Origin of the sequence: Pseudoxanthomonas sp. CCNWLW251 (assembly GCF_037402255.1) — a bacterium.
Lineage (GTDB): Bacteria > Pseudomonadota > Gammaproteobacteria > Xanthomonadales > Xanthomonadaceae > Pseudoxanthomonas_A.
The window spans coordinates 529081-541880 of sequence record NZ_JBBEGA010000002.1 but is presented as its reverse complement, the minus strand read 5'-3'; the positions used below and the strand labels follow the sequence as shown (position 1 = coordinate 541880).

Sequence of the window (12800 nt, the reverse complement as noted above, 5' to 3'; positions counted from 1 at the left end):
AAAAAGAATCATGTCGCGTAAAGGCTCTGCCCCCCAACGTGAAGTCCTGCCGGATCCCAAGCACGGCAGCCAGACGATCGCCCGCTTCATCAACATGGTGATGCTGAGCGGCAAGAAGTCCGTTGCCGAGAAGATCGTCTACGGTGCCATGGACGTCATCGGCGAGAAGAACCCCAATGCCCTCGAGCTGGTCGAGAAGGCGCTGGACAATGTGTCCCCGGCGGTCGAAGTGAAGTCGCGTCGCGTCGGTGGCGCCACCTACCAGGTGCCGGTCGAAGTGCGTTCCTCGCGCCGCATGGCCCTGGCGATGCGCTGGCTGATCGAGTCCGCCCGCAAGCGCGGCGAGAACTCCATGCCGCGCAAGCTGGCTGCCGAACTGCTGGATGCCTCCGAGAACCGCGGCGGCGCCATCAAGAAGCGTGAAGAGACCCACCGCATGGCGGAAGCGAACAAGGCGTTCGCGCACTACCGCTGGTAACGGCCTCCGGGCCCTTGCGAACAAGGGCCTTTGGCACCATGTAGGTGCCCTTGGAGCGCGCTCCCGCGCTCCTCCCCGAAGGCCGCCGAAAGGCGGCATTCGGCCATCTGAAGATCCGCCCTCCACGGAAGGCCCAGGCATCCCGCCGGCCCTCCATCAGAAAAGAGAGACTGTCGTGGCTCGCACCACTCCCATCGAGCGTTACCGCAATTTCGGCATCATGGCGCACATCGACGCCGGCAAGACCACCACGTCCGAGCGCATCCTGTTCTACACCGGCGTCAGCCACAAGATCGGTGAAGTGCATGATGGTGCCGCGACCATGGACTGGATGGAGCAGGAGCAGGAGCGCGGCATCACCATCACGTCCGCCGCGACCACGGCGTTCTGGACGGGCATGGACAAGTCCCTGCCGCAGCACCGCTTCAACATCATCGATACCCCCGGCCACGTCGACTTCACCATCGAAGTCGAGCGTTCGCTGCGCGTGCTCGATGGCGCGGTGTTCGTGCTGTGCGCCGTCGGTGGCGTGCAGCCGCAGTCCGAGACCGTGTGGCGCCAGGCCAACAAGTACGCCGTGCCGCGCCTCGCGTTCGTCAACAAAATGGACCGTACCGGTGCCGATTTCGCCAAGGTCGTCGACCAGCTGAAGTCGCGCCTGGGCGCCTACCCGGTGCCGATGCAGGTCCCGGTCGGCGCCGAAGATGGCTTCGAGGGCGTCATCGACCTGCTGAAGATGAAGTACATCCATTGGGATGTGGCATCGCAGGGCACCAAGTTCGAGTACCGCGACATCCCCGCCGAGTTGGCTGACAAGGCGGCGGCGGATCGTGCCTTCATGGTGGAGGCTGCGGCCGAAGCCAGCGAAGCGCTGATGGACAAGTATCTCAACGAAGGCGACCTCTCCGAGGCCGAAATCATCGCCGGTCTGCGCGAGCGCACGCTGAAGGTGGAAGTGATCCCGGTCTACTGCGGCTCCGCGTTCAAGAACAAGGGCGTGCAGGCCATGCTGGACGGCGTGATCCAGCTGCTGCCGTCGCCGACGGATCGTCCGCCGGTGCAGGGCATCGACGAGAACGAGAAGGAAGACACCCGCAAGGCCGGTGACAACGAGCCGTTCTCCGCGCTCGCGTTCAAGATCATGACCGACCCGTTCGTGGGTTCGCTGACGTTCTTCCGCGTCTACTCGGGCGTGCTGAATTCCGGCGATGCGGTGTACAACCCGGTCAAGTCGAAGAAGGAGCGCGTGGGCCGCATCCTGCAGATGCACTCCAACCAGCGTGACGAAATCAAGGAAGTGCGCGCGGGCGACATCGCCGCCGCCGTGGGCCTGAAGGACGTCACCACTGGCGACACCCTGTGCTCGCTCGACCACATCATCACCCTGGAGCGCATGGTGTTCCCGGAGCCGGTCATCTCGATGGCAGTGGAGCCGAAGACCAAGTCCGACCAGGAGAAGATGGGTCTGGCCCTGGGCCGCCTGGCGCAGGAAGATCCCTCGTTCCGCGTCAAGACCGACGAGGAATCCGGCCAGACGATCATCTCCGGCATGGGCGAGCTGCACCTGGAAATCCTGGTGGACCGCATGAAGCGCGAGTTCAACGTGGAAGCCAACGTCGGCAAACCGCAGGTGGCCTACCGCGAGACCATCCGCAAGGCGGTCAAGCAGGAAGGTAAGTTCGTGCGCCAGTCGGGCGGTCGCGGCCAGTACGGCCACATCGTCATCGAGATGTCGCCGGTCGAGCGTGGTGTCGGCTTCTCGTACGAAAGCGCCATCGTCGGTGGCGTGGTGCCGAAGGAATACGTCGCTGCGGCAGGCAAGGGCATCGAGGACGCATTGAAGAGCGGTCCGCTGGCCGGCTTCCCGGTGGTCGACATCGCCATCAAGGCGGTCGACGGTTCGTTCCATGACGTCGACTCGAACGAAATGGCGTTCAAGGTCGCCGGCTCGATGGCCTTCAAGGAAGCTTTCAGCAAGGCCCAGCCGGTCCTGTTGGAGCCGATGATGAAGGTCGAGATCGTGACCCCGGAAGACTACCTGGGCGACGTGATGGGCGACGTGAGCCGTCGTCGCGGCATCCTGCAGGGTCAGGACGACAGTCCGTCCGGCAAGGTGATCGCCGCGATGGTGCCGCTGGGCGAAATGTTCGGCTACGCCACCACGCTGCGTTCGATGTCGCAGGGTCGCGCCACGTTCTCGATGGAGTTCGACCACTACGCGGAAGCGCCGGCCAACATCGCCGACGCGGTCGTCAAGAAGAACTAAAAGCCGTGATTGGTGATTCGGGATCCGTGATTCGCAAGAGCACGGATCCCGCTTCAAGCCAATCACTAATCACGAATCATGAATCACAGAGGTAAAGACAATGGCAAAGGGTAAGTTCGAACGCACCAAGCCCCACGTGAACGTGGGCACGATTGGTCACGTTGACCACGGCAAGACGACGCTGACGGCGGCGCTGACGAAGATCGGCGCGGAGCGTTTCGGTGGCGAGTTCAAGGCGTACGACGCGATCGACGCAGCGCCGGAAGAGAAGGCGCGCGGCATCACGATCTCGACCGCGCACGTGGAATACGAATCTGCCGCGCGCCACTACGCGCACGTGGATTGCCCGGGCCACGCCGACTACGTGAAGAACATGATCACCGGTGCCGCCCAGATGGACGGCGCGATCCTGGTGTGCTCGGCCGCTGACGGCCCGATGCCGCAGACCCGCGAGCACATCCTGCTCTCGCGTCAGGTCGGCGTGCCGTACATCGTCGTGTTCCTGAACAAGGCCGACATGGTGGACGACGCCGAGCTGCTGGAGCTGGTGGAGATGGAAGTCCGCGAACTGCTGAGCAAGTACGAGTTCCCGGGCGACGACACCCCGATCATCTCGGGCTCGGCCCGCTTGGCGTTGGAAGGCGACCAGAGCGAGATCGGCGTGCCGGCGATCCTGAAGCTGGTGGACGCGCTGGACACCTGGATCCCGACCCCGGAGCGTGACGTCGACAAGCCGTTCCTGATGCCGGTGGAAGACGTGTTCTCGATCTCGGGCCGCGGCACCGTGGTGACCGGCCGTATCGAGCGCGGCGTGATCAAGGTGGGCGAGGAAATCGAGATCGTCGGTATCCGTCCGACCCAGAAGACCACGGTCACGGGCGTGGAAATGTTCCGCAAGCTGCTGGACCAGGGCCAGGCGGGCGACAACGCCGGTCTGCTGCTGCGCGGCACCAAGCGTGACGACGTGGAGCGTGGCCAGGTGCTGGCCAAGCCGGGTTCGATCACCCCGCACACCGAGTTCGAAGCCGAAGTCTACGTGCTGAGCAAGGACGAAGGCGGCCGTCACACCCCGTTCTTCAAGGGTTACCGTCCGCAGTTCTACTTCCGCACGACCGACATCACGGGCGCCGTGACCCTGCCGGAAGGCGTGGAAATGGTGATGCCGGGTGACAACATCAAGATGGTGGTCACCCTGATCAACCCGGTGGCGATGGACGAAGGCCTGCGTTTCGCGATCCGCGAGGGCGGCCGTACCGTCGGCGCCGGCGTGGTGGCCAAGATCATCAAGTAAGCCCCTGCGGTCCCGGCGAGGACTCGCCGGACAGCGACAAGGGCGGACCGGAACCTCGGTCCGCCTCTTTTTTGCAGAAATTCCATGGTTTTATGCGATGGGTTGCTGCAAAACAGCAAGACCTGCGCTATGATGCGCGCCCCTTGATAGCCGCTTGGCTGGATGGGAATCGCATGATCCGCCAGCGCCCCCTGGGAGGCCGCTGGTTCTACCGCGAAAAGAGGTGCAGGAAGCGCCTCGTGTTCGCCAGACACGGAGTGTCGCGTGCCTGCCTGCAAGGCCTTCGGGTCGGGCAGGGTATCCCGGTTGTTGACGGGATATGTCACGCGCTCTATACTTTCATGTCTGGGCGGGCCGGTTTACCGGCCTGCCTAGTTTTTCAGGAAGAATCCCCAGCCGATTCCGGTGCTGCCCGTCCGTGGAGTCCTCGCGGCCGGTGGGGAACTGGAACAGCTTGGACTAACCGGGGCAAGGCATCCCAGAGGCCGCGCCCGTCGCTCTTTAACGAAGGAAATTCCGTCATGGCGGACCAAAAGATCCGAATCCGGCTCAAGGCGTACGATCATCGTCTGATCGACCGCTCGGCCAGCGAGATCGTCGAGACGGCAAAGCGGACCGGCGCGCAAGTGCGCGGCCCGATCCCGCTGCCGACCAAGATCGAGCGCTACACCATCCTGGTTTCCCCGCACGTCGACAAGGACGCGCGTGACCAGTACGAAACCCGCACGCACAAGCGCGTGCTCGACATCGTCGACCCCAACGACAAGACCGTGGACGCGCTGATGAAGCTCGAGCTGGCGGCTGGCGTCGACGTCCAGATCAAGCTGACCTGAGGCCAACGACCATGACCGCGAAGAAATATTCGTTGGGTCTCGTCGGCCGCAAGGCTGGCATGACCCGGGTGTTCACCGAGGACGGCAAGTCCATTCCGGTGACGCTGATCGAAGCAACCCCGAACCGCATCACCCAGATCAAGACCCCCGAAGTCGATGGCTACAGCGCCGTGCAGGTTGCCGTGGGCACCCGTCGTGCCTCGCTGATCACCAAGCCTGTCGCCGGTCACCTGGCCAAGGCCAAGGTCGAAGCCGGTCGTGGCCTGTGGGAGCTGCGCGTGGAAGCCGACAAGCTGGGCGACTTCAGTGTCGGCGGCGAGATCAAGGCCGACATCTTTGAAGTCGGCCAGATCGTCGACGTCCAGGGCGTCACCAAGGGCAAGGGCTTCCAGGGCACCATCAAGCGCTGGAACTTCCGCATGGGTGATGCCACCCACGGTAACTCGCTGTCGCATCGCGCGCCGGGTTCGCTGGGTCAGCGCCAGACGCCGGGCCGCGTGTTCCCGGGCAAGAAGATGTCCGGCCACATGGGTGCCGCGCAGCAGAGCACGCAGAACCTGGAAGTCGTCCGCGTGGACGCCGAGCGCGGCCTGATCGCCGTCCGCGGCGCCGTGCCGGGTGCGCCGGGTGGCGACGTGATCGTCCGTCCGGCGAGCAAGGGTTGAGGAGAACGACCATGGAACTAGCCATTACAGGTAGCGCCAACAAGCTGTCGGTCTCCGACGACGTGTTCGGCCGCGAATTCAGCGAGGATCTGGTCCACCAGGTCGTCGTTGCCTACCGCAACGCCGGTCGTGCCGGCACCAAGGCGCAGAAGACGCGCGCCGAAGTCAACGGCACCACCAAGAAGTCCAAAAAGCAGAAAGGTGGCGGTGCCCGTCACGGTGCCCTGACCGCGCCGATCTTCGTCGGCGGCGGCGTGACCTTCGCGGCCAAGCCGCGCAGCTTCGCGCAGAAGGTGAACCGCAAGATGTACCGCGCGGCCATCAGCTCGATCCTGTCCGAGCTGAACCGCCAGAACCGCCTGAAGGTCGTGGAAGCGTTCGATGTGGACGCCACCAAGACCAGCGCCCTGATCGAAAAGCTGAAGGGCCTGGACCTGGGTCAGCGCCCGCTGATCGTCACCGAGGATGCCTCCGAGCACCTGTACCTGTCGGCCCGCAACCTTCCCTACGTGGAAGTGCGTGACGTGCAGGGCCTGGACCCGGCTGCGCTGGTGGGTGCCGACTCCGTGCTGATCACGGCCGATGCCGTCAAGAAGATCGAGGAGTGGCTGGCATGATCAGCAACGAAAAGATTTTTGCCGTGCTGCGTGCTCCGCGTGTCTCCGAAAAGACCGTGCGCCTGCAGGAACTCTCCAACCAATACGTCTTCGAAGTCTCGAACGAAGCCACCAAGGCCGATGTCAAAGCCGCGGTCGAGCAGCTGTTCGACGTCAAGGTCGAGGCGGTCAACGTGGTGAACGTGAAGGGCAAGAACAAGTCCTTCCGCAACCGCGCCGGCCGTCGCGGCGACTGGCGCAAGGCGTACGTGCGTCTTGCCGATGGCCAAGCCATCGACGTGTCGGCCAAGGCCTGAGGTAGACCCACATGCCATTGATGAAATTCAAACCCACCTCTCCCGGTCGCCGTTCGGCGGTCCGCGTGGTGACGCCTGACCTGCACAAGGGTGCCCCGCATGCTGCGCTGCTGGAGAAGCAGAGCAAGACCGGCGGTCGCAACCACCATGGTCGCATCACCACCCGTCATATCGGCGGTGGCCACAAGCAGCATTACCGCCTCATCGACTTCAAGCGCGACAAGGAAGGCATCCCGGCGCGCGTGGAGCGGATCGAATACGATCCCAACCGCACCGCGCACATCGCGCTGCTGTGCTACGTCGATGGCGAGCGTCGCTACATCATCGCCCCCAAGGGCCTGAAGGCAGGTGACCAGGTCATCGCCGGCAGCGACGCGCCGATCAAGGCAGGCAACACGCTGCCGCTGCGCAACATCCCGGTCGGTACGACGATCCACGGCATCGAGCTGAAGCCGGGCAAGGGCGCGCAGATTGCCCGTGCCGCCGGCGCCGCCGTGCAGCTGGTCGCTCGCGAGCAGGGTTTCGCCACGCTGCGCCTCCGCTCCGGCGAAATGCGCAAGGTGCAGGTCGAGTGCCGCGCCACCGTCGGTGAAGTCGGCAACGACGAACACAGCCTGGAGAAGCTCGGCAAGGCCGGCGCCAAGCGCTGGCGCGGCGTCAAGCCGACCGTCCGCGGTGCGGCCATGAACCCCGTCGACCACCCGCACGGTGGTGGTGAGGCCAAGGCCGGCCAGGGCAACCCGCATCCGGTCACCCCGTGGGGTGTGCCGACCAAGGGTTACAAGACGCGCAAGAACAAGCGCACGCAGCAATTCATCGTCCGCGATCGTAGGGGCTAATCGACCATGGCACGTTCACTCAAGAAGGGCCCGTTCGTCGATCACCACCTCGTCAAGAAGGTGGAGGCCGCGGGCGGCAGCAAGAAGCCGATCAAGACCTGGTCGCGCCGTTCGATGATCCTGCCGGAAATGGTGGGCTTCACGATCGCCATCCACAACGGCAAGAACCACGTTCCGGTGCTGGTCAACGAGAACATGGTCGGCCACAAGCTCGGCGAATTTGCCGTCACCCGGACCTTCAAGGGTCACGGTGGCGACAAGAAAGCCGGCGGCAAGAAGTAAGGGAGATGACCATGGAAGCGAAAGCCATCCTGCGCACCGCGCGCATCTCCCCCCAGAAAGCCCGCCTGGTCGCTGACCAGGTGCGGGGCCTGCCGGCCGAGCGCGCCGTCAACCTGCTGAAGTTCTCGGACAAGAAGGCTGCCCACCTGATCAAGAAGGTCGTGGAGTCCGCCATCGCCAACGCCGAGAACAACCAGGGCGCCGACGTCGACGAGCTGAAGGTCAAGACCATCATGGTCGACGAAGGTCCGATGCTGAAGCGTTTCATGGCCCGTGCCAAGGGTCGTGGTACCCGCATTCTGAAGCGCACCAGCCACATCACCGTGGTCGTGGGCGAGGGTAAATAAATATGGGTCACAAAGTTCATCCGACCGGTATCCGCCTGGGCATCGCCAAGGACTGGAATTCGAAGTGGTTCGCCAACAAGCGTGACTACGCCGAATACCTGGCCGCGGACCTCAAGGTACGCGAGATGCTTCGCAAGAAGCTGGCGCAGGCAGGCATTTCCAAAATCCTGATCGAGCGCCCGGCCAAGACCGCCCGCGTGACCATCCACACTGCCCGTCCGGGCGTGGTGATCGGCAAGCGCGGTGAGGACATCGAGAAGCTGCGCAAGGAAGTGAGCGACCTGATGGGCGTCCCGGCGCACATCAATGTCACCGAGGTGCGCAAGCCCGAGCTGGACGCGCAGTTGGTGTCCGAATCGATCGCGCAGCAGCTGGAACGCCGCATCATGTTCCGCCGCGCCATGAAGCGCGCTGTCGGCAACGCGATGCGCCTGGGTGCCTTGGGCATCAAGGTCAACGTGGCCGGCCGCTTGAACGGTGCGGAAATCGCCCGTTCCGAGTGGTACCGCGAAGGCCGCGTGCCGCTGCACACGCTGCGTGCCGACATCGATTACGGTTTTGCCGAGGCGAAGACCACCTACGGCATCATCGGCATCAAGGTGTGGGTCTACAAGGGCGAAATCTTCGATTTCAGCCAGGTGGGTCAGGAGAAGCAGGACGACGCGCGCCCCGAGCGCAGCGAACGTCCGTCGCGCCCGGCCCGTGACCGCGACGCGAGGTAATCAGTCATGTTGCAACCCAAGCGAACCAAATACCGCAAGATGCACAAGGGCCGTAATGAAGGCCTGAGCTGGAACGGTAACCTCGTCAGTTTCGGCGAGTACGGCCTGAAGGCCACGGCGCACGGTCAGCTGACCGCGCGCCAGATCGAAGCAGCGCGTCGTTCCATCAGCCGTTACGTGAAGCGTGGCGGCAAGATGTGGATCCGTGTGTTCCCCGACAAGCCGATCACCAAGAAGCCCATCGAAGTCCGCATGGGCTCCGGTAAGGGCAACGTCGAATACTGGGTCGCCCAGATCCAGCCGGGCCGCATGATCTATGAAATCGAAGGCGTCAGCGAGGACATCGCGCGCGAGGCGTTCCGCCTGGCCGCCGCCAAGCTGTCCGTCACCACTACTTTCGTGACCCGGACGGTGCGCTAATGGAACTCAAGCAACTCCGCGAGAAGTCGGCTGACGAACTGAAGGCCCACCTGACCGAGCTGCGCAAGGAGCAATTTTCCCTGCGCATGCAGAAGGTCACCGGCCAGCTGCCGAAGACCCACGAAACCCGCCGTGTCCGCCGCGAGATCGCTCGCGTCAAGACGCTGCTCGGCAGCCAGAAGTAAGGAGCGCCCAAGATGAGCGATAACAAAGACAAAGCGCAACGCACCATCGAAGGCCGCGTCGTCAGCAACAAGATGGACAAGACGGTCACCATCCTGGTGGAGCGTCAGGTCAAGCACGCCCTGTACGGCAAGTACATCAAGCGTTCCACCAAGCTGCACGCGCACGACGCGGACAACAGCTGCAAGGAAGGCGACGTGGTGCGTGTGACCGAGATCGCCCCGATGTCCAAGACCAAGAACTGGCGCGTGGTGGAAATCATCACCCGCGCGGCTGAATAAGAGGAGATCTGAATCATGATCCAGATGCAGAGCTACCTTGACGCGGCCGACAATTCCGGCGCCAAGGAACTGATGTGCATCAAGGTGCTGGGCGGCTCGAAGCGCCGTTACGCCGGCATCGGTGACATCATCAAGGTGACCGTCAAGGACGCCATTCCGCGCGGCAAGGTCAAGAAGGGCGAAGTCTACGACGCCGTGGTCGTGCGTACCCGCAAGGGCGTCCGCCGCCCCGACGGTTCGCTGATCCGCTTCGACGGCAACGCCGCCGTGCTGCTCAACAACAAGCAGGAGCCGATCGGTACCCGCATCTTCGGGCCTGTGACCCGCGAGCTGCGTTCCGAGAAGTTCATGAAGATCGTTTCGCTCGCGCCTGAAGTGCTCTGAGCGGAGGACATAGAAATGGCAAACCGTATCAAGAAGGGCGACCAGGTAGTCGTCACCGCCGGCAAGGACAAGGGCAAGAAGGGCGACGTGGTGCGCGTGGATGGTGACCGTGTGGTCGTCTCCAACGTCAACGTCGTCAAGCGCCATACCAAGCCGAACCCCCAGGCCGGCGTGGCTGGTGGCGTGGTCGAGCGCGAAGCCTCGATCCACATTTCCAATGTCGCGCTGTTCAACCCGGCAACGGGCAAGGGCGAGCGTATCGGTTTCAAGGTGCTGGAGGATGGACGCAAACTGCGTGTGTTCCGCTCCAGCGGTGAGGCGCTCGACGCCTGAGGAATGTTATGACCACCCGTCTCGAAAAAATCTACAAGGAAGAAGTGGCGCCGGCTCTGATGAAGAAGTTCGGCTACACCAATCCGATGGAAGTGCCGAAGATCACCAAGATCACCATCAACATGGGTGTGGGTGAAGCGGCGACCAACAAGAAGATCCTGGAAAACGCCGTGGCCGACCTGGCCAAGATCACCGGCCAGAAGCCGATCACGACCAAGTCCCGCGTCTCGGTGGCTTCGTTCAAGATCCGCGACGGTTGGCCGATCGGCTGCAAGGTCACGCTGCGTCGCGCCAAGATGTACGAGTTCCTGGATCGCCTGATCAGCATCTCGCTGCCGCGCGTCCGCGACTTCCGTGGCGTGTCCGGCCGTTCGTTTGACGGTCGCGGCAACTACAACATGGGCGTGAAGGAACAGATCATCTTCCCGGAAATCGACTTCGACGCCGTCGACGCGATCCGCGGCATGGATATCGCCATCACGACGACCGCCAAGAACGACGCCGAAGCGAAGGCGCTGCTCGAAGCGTTCAAGTTCCCGTTCCGCAACTGATTCGCTAGGAAACCGACATCATGGCAAAGACCTCGATGGTCAACCGCGACATCAAGCGGGAAAAGCTGGCCAAGCAGTACGCCGCCAAGCGCGACGCGCTGAAGAAGATCATCTCCAGCCAGAACGCGTCGTACGAAGAGAAGGCCGACGCGGTCATCAAGCTGCAGAAGCTGCCGCGCGACTCCTCGCCGAGCCGCCAGCGCAACCGTTGCGAGCTGTCCGGTCGTTCGCGTGGCGTGTACCGCAAGTTCGGCCTCGGCCGCAACATGCTGCGCAAGGCCACCATGAACGGCGACGTGCCCGGTCTGCGCAAGGCCAGCTGGTAATCCGCCCGGGACGCTTTCTAGAAAGGGTGTCCCAGTGGCTTGAATGACGAGTCCGGCACATGCCGGACTCGTTGTTGTACAATGTTCGGCTCCCGCAGCCAGGCTGGGGGAGGGCTGGGGAACCGGCCGCCCGCCTGGGGGTTTCCAGGGACAATGCAAGATTTTCGCGAAAGCGGATATCGGTGCTACTCATAAGGCAGACTCTAATGAGCATGACTGATCCCATCGCCGACATGCTGGTGCGCATTCGCAATGCCGCCGCTGTTGGCAAGCCGACGGTGAAGATGCCGTCCTCCAAGATCAAGACCTCGATCGCCAACGTCCTCAAGGCGGAAGGCTACATCGGCGACGTCCGCGTGACGAAGACCGAGAACAACAAGGCCGAGCTCGAGATCGTCCTGAAGTACTTCGAAGGCAAGCCGGTCATCGAGAAGCTGAGCCGCGTGTCCCGTTCGGGCCTGCGCCAGTATCGTGGCAAGGCGGAACTGCCGAAGGTCCTCGGTGGCCTCGGCGTTGCCATCATCTCCACTTCCAAGGGCATCATGACCGATGCGCAGGCCCGTGCGGCCGGCGTTGGTGGTGAAGTCCTGTGCTTCGTGGCCTAAGCGAAGGAGCCCAGACATGTCCCGCGTAGCCAAGAAGCCGATCAATCTCCCCAAGGGCGTCGAACTGAATGCCCAGGGTGAAACCCTCAACGTCAAGGGCCCGAAGGGCACCCTGTCCATCGCCAAGCCGGCCGGCGTCGAACTCAACGTCGACAACGGTACGGTGAACCTGTCGCCGGTCACCCCGGCCGACGACGCCATCACCGGCACCATCCGCGCGATCCTGGCCAACATGGTCAAGGGCGTGTCGGACGGTTTCGAGCGCAAGCTCGAGCTGGTCGGCGTGGGGTACCGCGCCGCGATGCAGGGCAAGGACCTGAACCTGTCGCTGGGTTTCTCCCACCCGATCCTGTTCAAGACGCCGGAAGGCATCACCATCGCCACCCCGACCCAGACCGAAATCCTGGTGCAGGGCGCCGACAAGCAGCGCGTGGGTGAAGTCGCCGCCAAGATCCGCGGTTTCCGTCCGCCGGAGCCCTACAAGGGCAAGGGCGTGAAGTACTCCGACGAAACCATCATCCGCAAGGAAGCGAAGAAGGCCTAACCGGGCTTTCGGCTTCGAGGAACCAGATCATGAGCATCAAGAACACCGCCCGCCTGCGCCGCGCCAAGTCGACCCGCGCGCATATCCGCGAACTCGGCGTGCCGCGCCTGTCGGTGCTGCGCACCGGCCAGCACATCTACGCCCAGCTGTTCACCGCAGATGGCTCCAAGGTCATCGCATCGGCGAACACGCTGCAGTCCGATGTCAAGGATGGCCTGAAGAACGGCAAGAACAGCGATGCCGCTGCCCGCGTGGGCAAGTTCATCGCCGAGCGCGCCAAGGCCGAGGGCATCGAGAAGGTTGCATTCGATCGTTCGGGCTACCGCTACCACGGCCGCATCAAGGCCCTGGCAGATGCGGCCCGCGAAGGCGGCCTGCAGTTCTAATCTTGAAAGGCATGGGGGCAACCCCATGCCCTGACCTGTCGGCGCGGGCTGCGCCGGGCGCGGTCGCTCTTCTGCAGCGACCGTAGCGTCACCGTTCCATACCACAACCATAAGCGGCCAAGCCGTACATACCTCATCAACCAAGGAATTC

At 63.4% G+C, this 12800-nt stretch carries 21 protein-coding genes; all 21 read left to right on the top strand.

Annotation, left to right across the window (positions count from 1 at the left end; translation table 11 throughout):
• Nucleotides 1-10: 10 nt before the first annotated feature.
• The gene (gene rpsG, locus WBN46_RS09515) at nt 11-478 is read left to right on the top strand and encodes a 30S ribosomal protein S7 (protein ID WP_192201789.1); all 468 of its coding nucleotides are present in this window, start codon (nt 11-13) and stop codon (nt 476-478) included.
• 175 nt (nt 479-653) lie between these two features.
• Nucleotides 654-2744 carry an elongation factor G gene (fusA, locus tag WBN46_RS09510; RefSeq protein WP_337731294.1) on the top strand — a complete coding sequence of 697 codons (2091 nt, stop codon included), beginning with the start codon at nt 654-656 and terminating at the stop codon, nt 2742-2744.
• A 100-nt stretch (nt 2745-2844) separates the two neighbouring features.
• A complete protein-coding gene (gene tuf / locus WBN46_RS09505; protein WP_056879796.1) occupies nt 2845-4035 on the top strand; it encodes an elongation factor Tu in 1191 nt (396 codons plus the stop codon).
• A gap of 521 nt (nt 4036-4556) precedes the next feature.
• The gene (rpsJ, locus tag WBN46_RS09500; RefSeq protein ID WP_027070119.1) at nt 4557-4868 is read left to right on the top strand and encodes a 30S ribosomal protein S10; all 312 of its coding nucleotides are present in this window, start codon (nt 4557-4559) and stop codon (nt 4866-4868) included.
• An 11-nt stretch (nt 4869-4879) separates the two neighbouring features.
• On the top strand, nt 4880-5533 hold the full coding sequence (gene rplC, locus WBN46_RS09495) for a 50S ribosomal protein L3 (protein WP_192201786.1): 654 nt from the start codon (nt 4880-4882) through the stop codon (nt 5531-5533).
• Between the two features lie 11 nt (nt 5534-5544).
• A complete protein-coding gene (rplD, locus tag WBN46_RS09490; protein WP_093296344.1) occupies nt 5545-6150 on the top strand; it encodes a 50S ribosomal protein L4 in 606 nt (201 codons plus the stop codon).
• The gene (gene rplW, locus WBN46_RS09485; RefSeq protein WP_192201784.1) at nt 6147-6446 is read left to right on the top strand and encodes a 50S ribosomal protein L23; all 300 of its coding nucleotides are present in this window, start codon (nt 6147-6149) and stop codon (nt 6444-6446) included. Before rplD ends, rplW begins: the two co-directional genes overlap by 4 nt.
• Nucleotides 6447-6457: 11 nt before the next feature.
• Complete coding sequence (rplB, locus tag WBN46_RS09480; RefSeq protein WP_093296347.1) at nt 6458-7285, top strand: 50S ribosomal protein L2; 828 nt, start codon at nt 6458-6460, stop codon at nt 7283-7285.
• A gap of 6 nt (nt 7286-7291) precedes the next feature.
• Nucleotides 7292-7567, top strand: coding sequence for a 30S ribosomal protein S19 (gene rpsS, locus WBN46_RS09475; RefSeq protein WP_055941277.1), 276 nt, complete (start codon nt 7292-7294; stop codon nt 7565-7567).
• Nucleotides 7568-7578: 11 nt separating this feature from the next.
• Nucleotides 7579-7914 carry a 50S ribosomal protein L22 gene (gene rplV / locus WBN46_RS09470; RefSeq protein ID WP_055943295.1) on the top strand — a complete coding sequence of 112 codons (336 nt, stop codon included), beginning with the start codon at nt 7579-7581 and terminating at the stop codon, nt 7912-7914.
• A 2-nt stretch (nt 7915-7916) separates the two neighbouring features.
• Nucleotides 7917-8636: a 30S ribosomal protein S3 gene (gene rpsC, locus WBN46_RS09465; protein ID WP_142124596.1), complete on the top strand. Its 720-nt coding sequence runs from the start codon at nt 7917-7919 to the stop codon at nt 8634-8636.
• 6 nt (nt 8637-8642) lie between these two features.
• Nucleotides 8643-9056, top strand: a complete 414-nt coding sequence (rplP, locus tag WBN46_RS09460; RefSeq protein ID WP_056878822.1) for a 50S ribosomal protein L16 — start codon at nt 8643-8645, stop codon at nt 9054-9056.
• Nucleotides 9056-9241 (top strand): 50S ribosomal protein L29, encoded by a 186-nt coding sequence (gene rpmC / locus WBN46_RS09455; protein WP_055941284.1) that lies wholly within the window; start codon nt 9056-9058, stop codon nt 9239-9241. Before rplP ends, rpmC begins: the two co-directional genes overlap by 1 nt.
• Nucleotides 9242-9253: 12 nt before the next feature.
• A complete protein-coding gene (gene rpsQ, locus WBN46_RS09450; protein WP_055941286.1) occupies nt 9254-9520 on the top strand; it encodes a 30S ribosomal protein S17 in 267 nt (88 codons plus the stop codon).
• A gap of 15 nt (nt 9521-9535) precedes the next feature.
• A complete protein-coding gene (gene rplN, locus WBN46_RS09445) occupies nt 9536-9904 on the top strand; it encodes a 50S ribosomal protein L14 (protein WP_013535986.1) in 369 nt (122 codons plus the stop codon).
• Nucleotides 9905-9919: 15 nt separating this feature from the next.
• Nucleotides 9920-10237, top strand: coding sequence for a 50S ribosomal protein L24 (gene rplX / locus WBN46_RS09440; RefSeq protein ID WP_142124593.1), 318 nt, complete (start codon nt 9920-9922; stop codon nt 10235-10237).
• Between the two features lie 8 nt (nt 10238-10245).
• A complete protein-coding gene (rplE, locus tag WBN46_RS09435; RefSeq protein ID WP_055941290.1) occupies nt 10246-10788 on the top strand; it encodes a 50S ribosomal protein L5 in 543 nt (180 codons plus the stop codon).
• 20 nt (nt 10789-10808) lie between these two features.
• The gene (gene rpsN, locus WBN46_RS09430; RefSeq protein WP_192201782.1) at nt 10809-11114 is read left to right on the top strand and encodes a 30S ribosomal protein S14; all 306 of its coding nucleotides are present in this window, start codon (nt 10809-10811) and stop codon (nt 11112-11114) included.
• Nucleotides 11115-11320: 206 nt separating this feature from the next.
• Nucleotides 11321-11719, top strand: a complete 399-nt coding sequence (gene rpsH / locus WBN46_RS09425; protein WP_162109785.1) for a 30S ribosomal protein S8 — start codon at nt 11321-11323, stop codon at nt 11717-11719.
• Nucleotides 11720-11735: 16 nt separating this feature from the next.
• Nucleotides 11736-12263, top strand: a complete 528-nt coding sequence (gene rplF, locus WBN46_RS09420) for a 50S ribosomal protein L6 (protein WP_192201780.1) — start codon at nt 11736-11738, stop codon at nt 12261-12263.
• A 29-nt stretch (nt 12264-12292) separates the two neighbouring features.
• On the top strand, nt 12293-12649 hold the full coding sequence (gene rplR, locus WBN46_RS09415) for a 50S ribosomal protein L18 (protein WP_192201777.1): 357 nt from the start codon (nt 12293-12295) through the stop codon (nt 12647-12649).
• Nucleotides 12650-12800: the final 151 nt, after the last annotated feature.

Coding starts and splice junctions, on each gene's coding strand:
- rpsH (WP_162109785.1), top strand. CDS start 11,321: ATGAGCATGACTGATCCCATCGCCGACATGCTGGTGCGCATTCGCAAT.
- rpmC (WP_055941284.1), top strand. CDS start 9,056: ATGGAACTCAAGCAACTCCGCGAGAAGTCGGCTGACGAACTGAAGGCC.
- rpsN (WP_192201782.1), top strand. CDS start 10,809: ATGGCAAAGACCTCGATGGTCAACCGCGACATCAAGCGGGAAAAGCTG.
- rpsJ (WP_027070119.1), top strand. CDS start 4,557: ATGGCGGACCAAAAGATCCGAATCCGGCTCAAGGCGTACGATCATCGT.
- rplN (WP_013535986.1), top strand. CDS start 9,536: ATGATCCAGATGCAGAGCTACCTTGACGCGGCCGACAATTCCGGCGCC.
- tuf (WP_056879796.1), top strand. CDS start 2,845: ATGGCAAAGGGTAAGTTCGAACGCACCAAGCCCCACGTGAACGTGGGC.
- rplV (WP_055943295.1), top strand. CDS start 7,579: ATGGAAGCGAAAGCCATCCTGCGCACCGCGCGCATCTCCCCCCAGAAA.
- rplB (WP_093296347.1), top strand. CDS start 6,458: ATGCCATTGATGAAATTCAAACCCACCTCTCCCGGTCGCCGTTCGGCG.
- rplP (WP_056878822.1), top strand. CDS start 8,643: ATGTTGCAACCCAAGCGAACCAAATACCGCAAGATGCACAAGGGCCGT.
- rpsQ (WP_055941286.1), top strand. CDS start 9,254: ATGAGCGATAACAAAGACAAAGCGCAACGCACCATCGAAGGCCGCGTC.
- rpsS (WP_055941277.1), top strand. CDS start 7,292: ATGGCACGTTCACTCAAGAAGGGCCCGTTCGTCGATCACCACCTCGTC.
- rplC (WP_192201786.1), top strand. CDS start 4,880: ATGACCGCGAAGAAATATTCGTTGGGTCTCGTCGGCCGCAAGGCTGGC.
- rpsC (WP_142124596.1), top strand. CDS start 7,917: ATGGGTCACAAAGTTCATCCGACCGGTATCCGCCTGGGCATCGCCAAG.
- rpsG (WP_192201789.1), top strand. CDS start 11: ATGTCGCGTAAAGGCTCTGCCCCCCAACGTGAAGTCCTGCCGGATCCC.
- rplF (WP_192201780.1), top strand. CDS start 11,736: ATGTCCCGCGTAGCCAAGAAGCCGATCAATCTCCCCAAGGGCGTCGAA.
- rplX (WP_142124593.1), top strand. CDS start 9,920: ATGGCAAACCGTATCAAGAAGGGCGACCAGGTAGTCGTCACCGCCGGC.
- rplD (WP_093296344.1), top strand. CDS start 5,545: ATGGAACTAGCCATTACAGGTAGCGCCAACAAGCTGTCGGTCTCCGAC.
- rplR (WP_192201777.1), top strand. CDS start 12,293: ATGAGCATCAAGAACACCGCCCGCCTGCGCCGCGCCAAGTCGACCCGC.
- rplW (WP_192201784.1), top strand. CDS start 6,147: ATGATCAGCAACGAAAAGATTTTTGCCGTGCTGCGTGCTCCGCGTGTC.
- rplE (WP_055941290.1), top strand. CDS start 10,246: ATGACCACCCGTCTCGAAAAAATCTACAAGGAAGAAGTGGCGCCGGCT.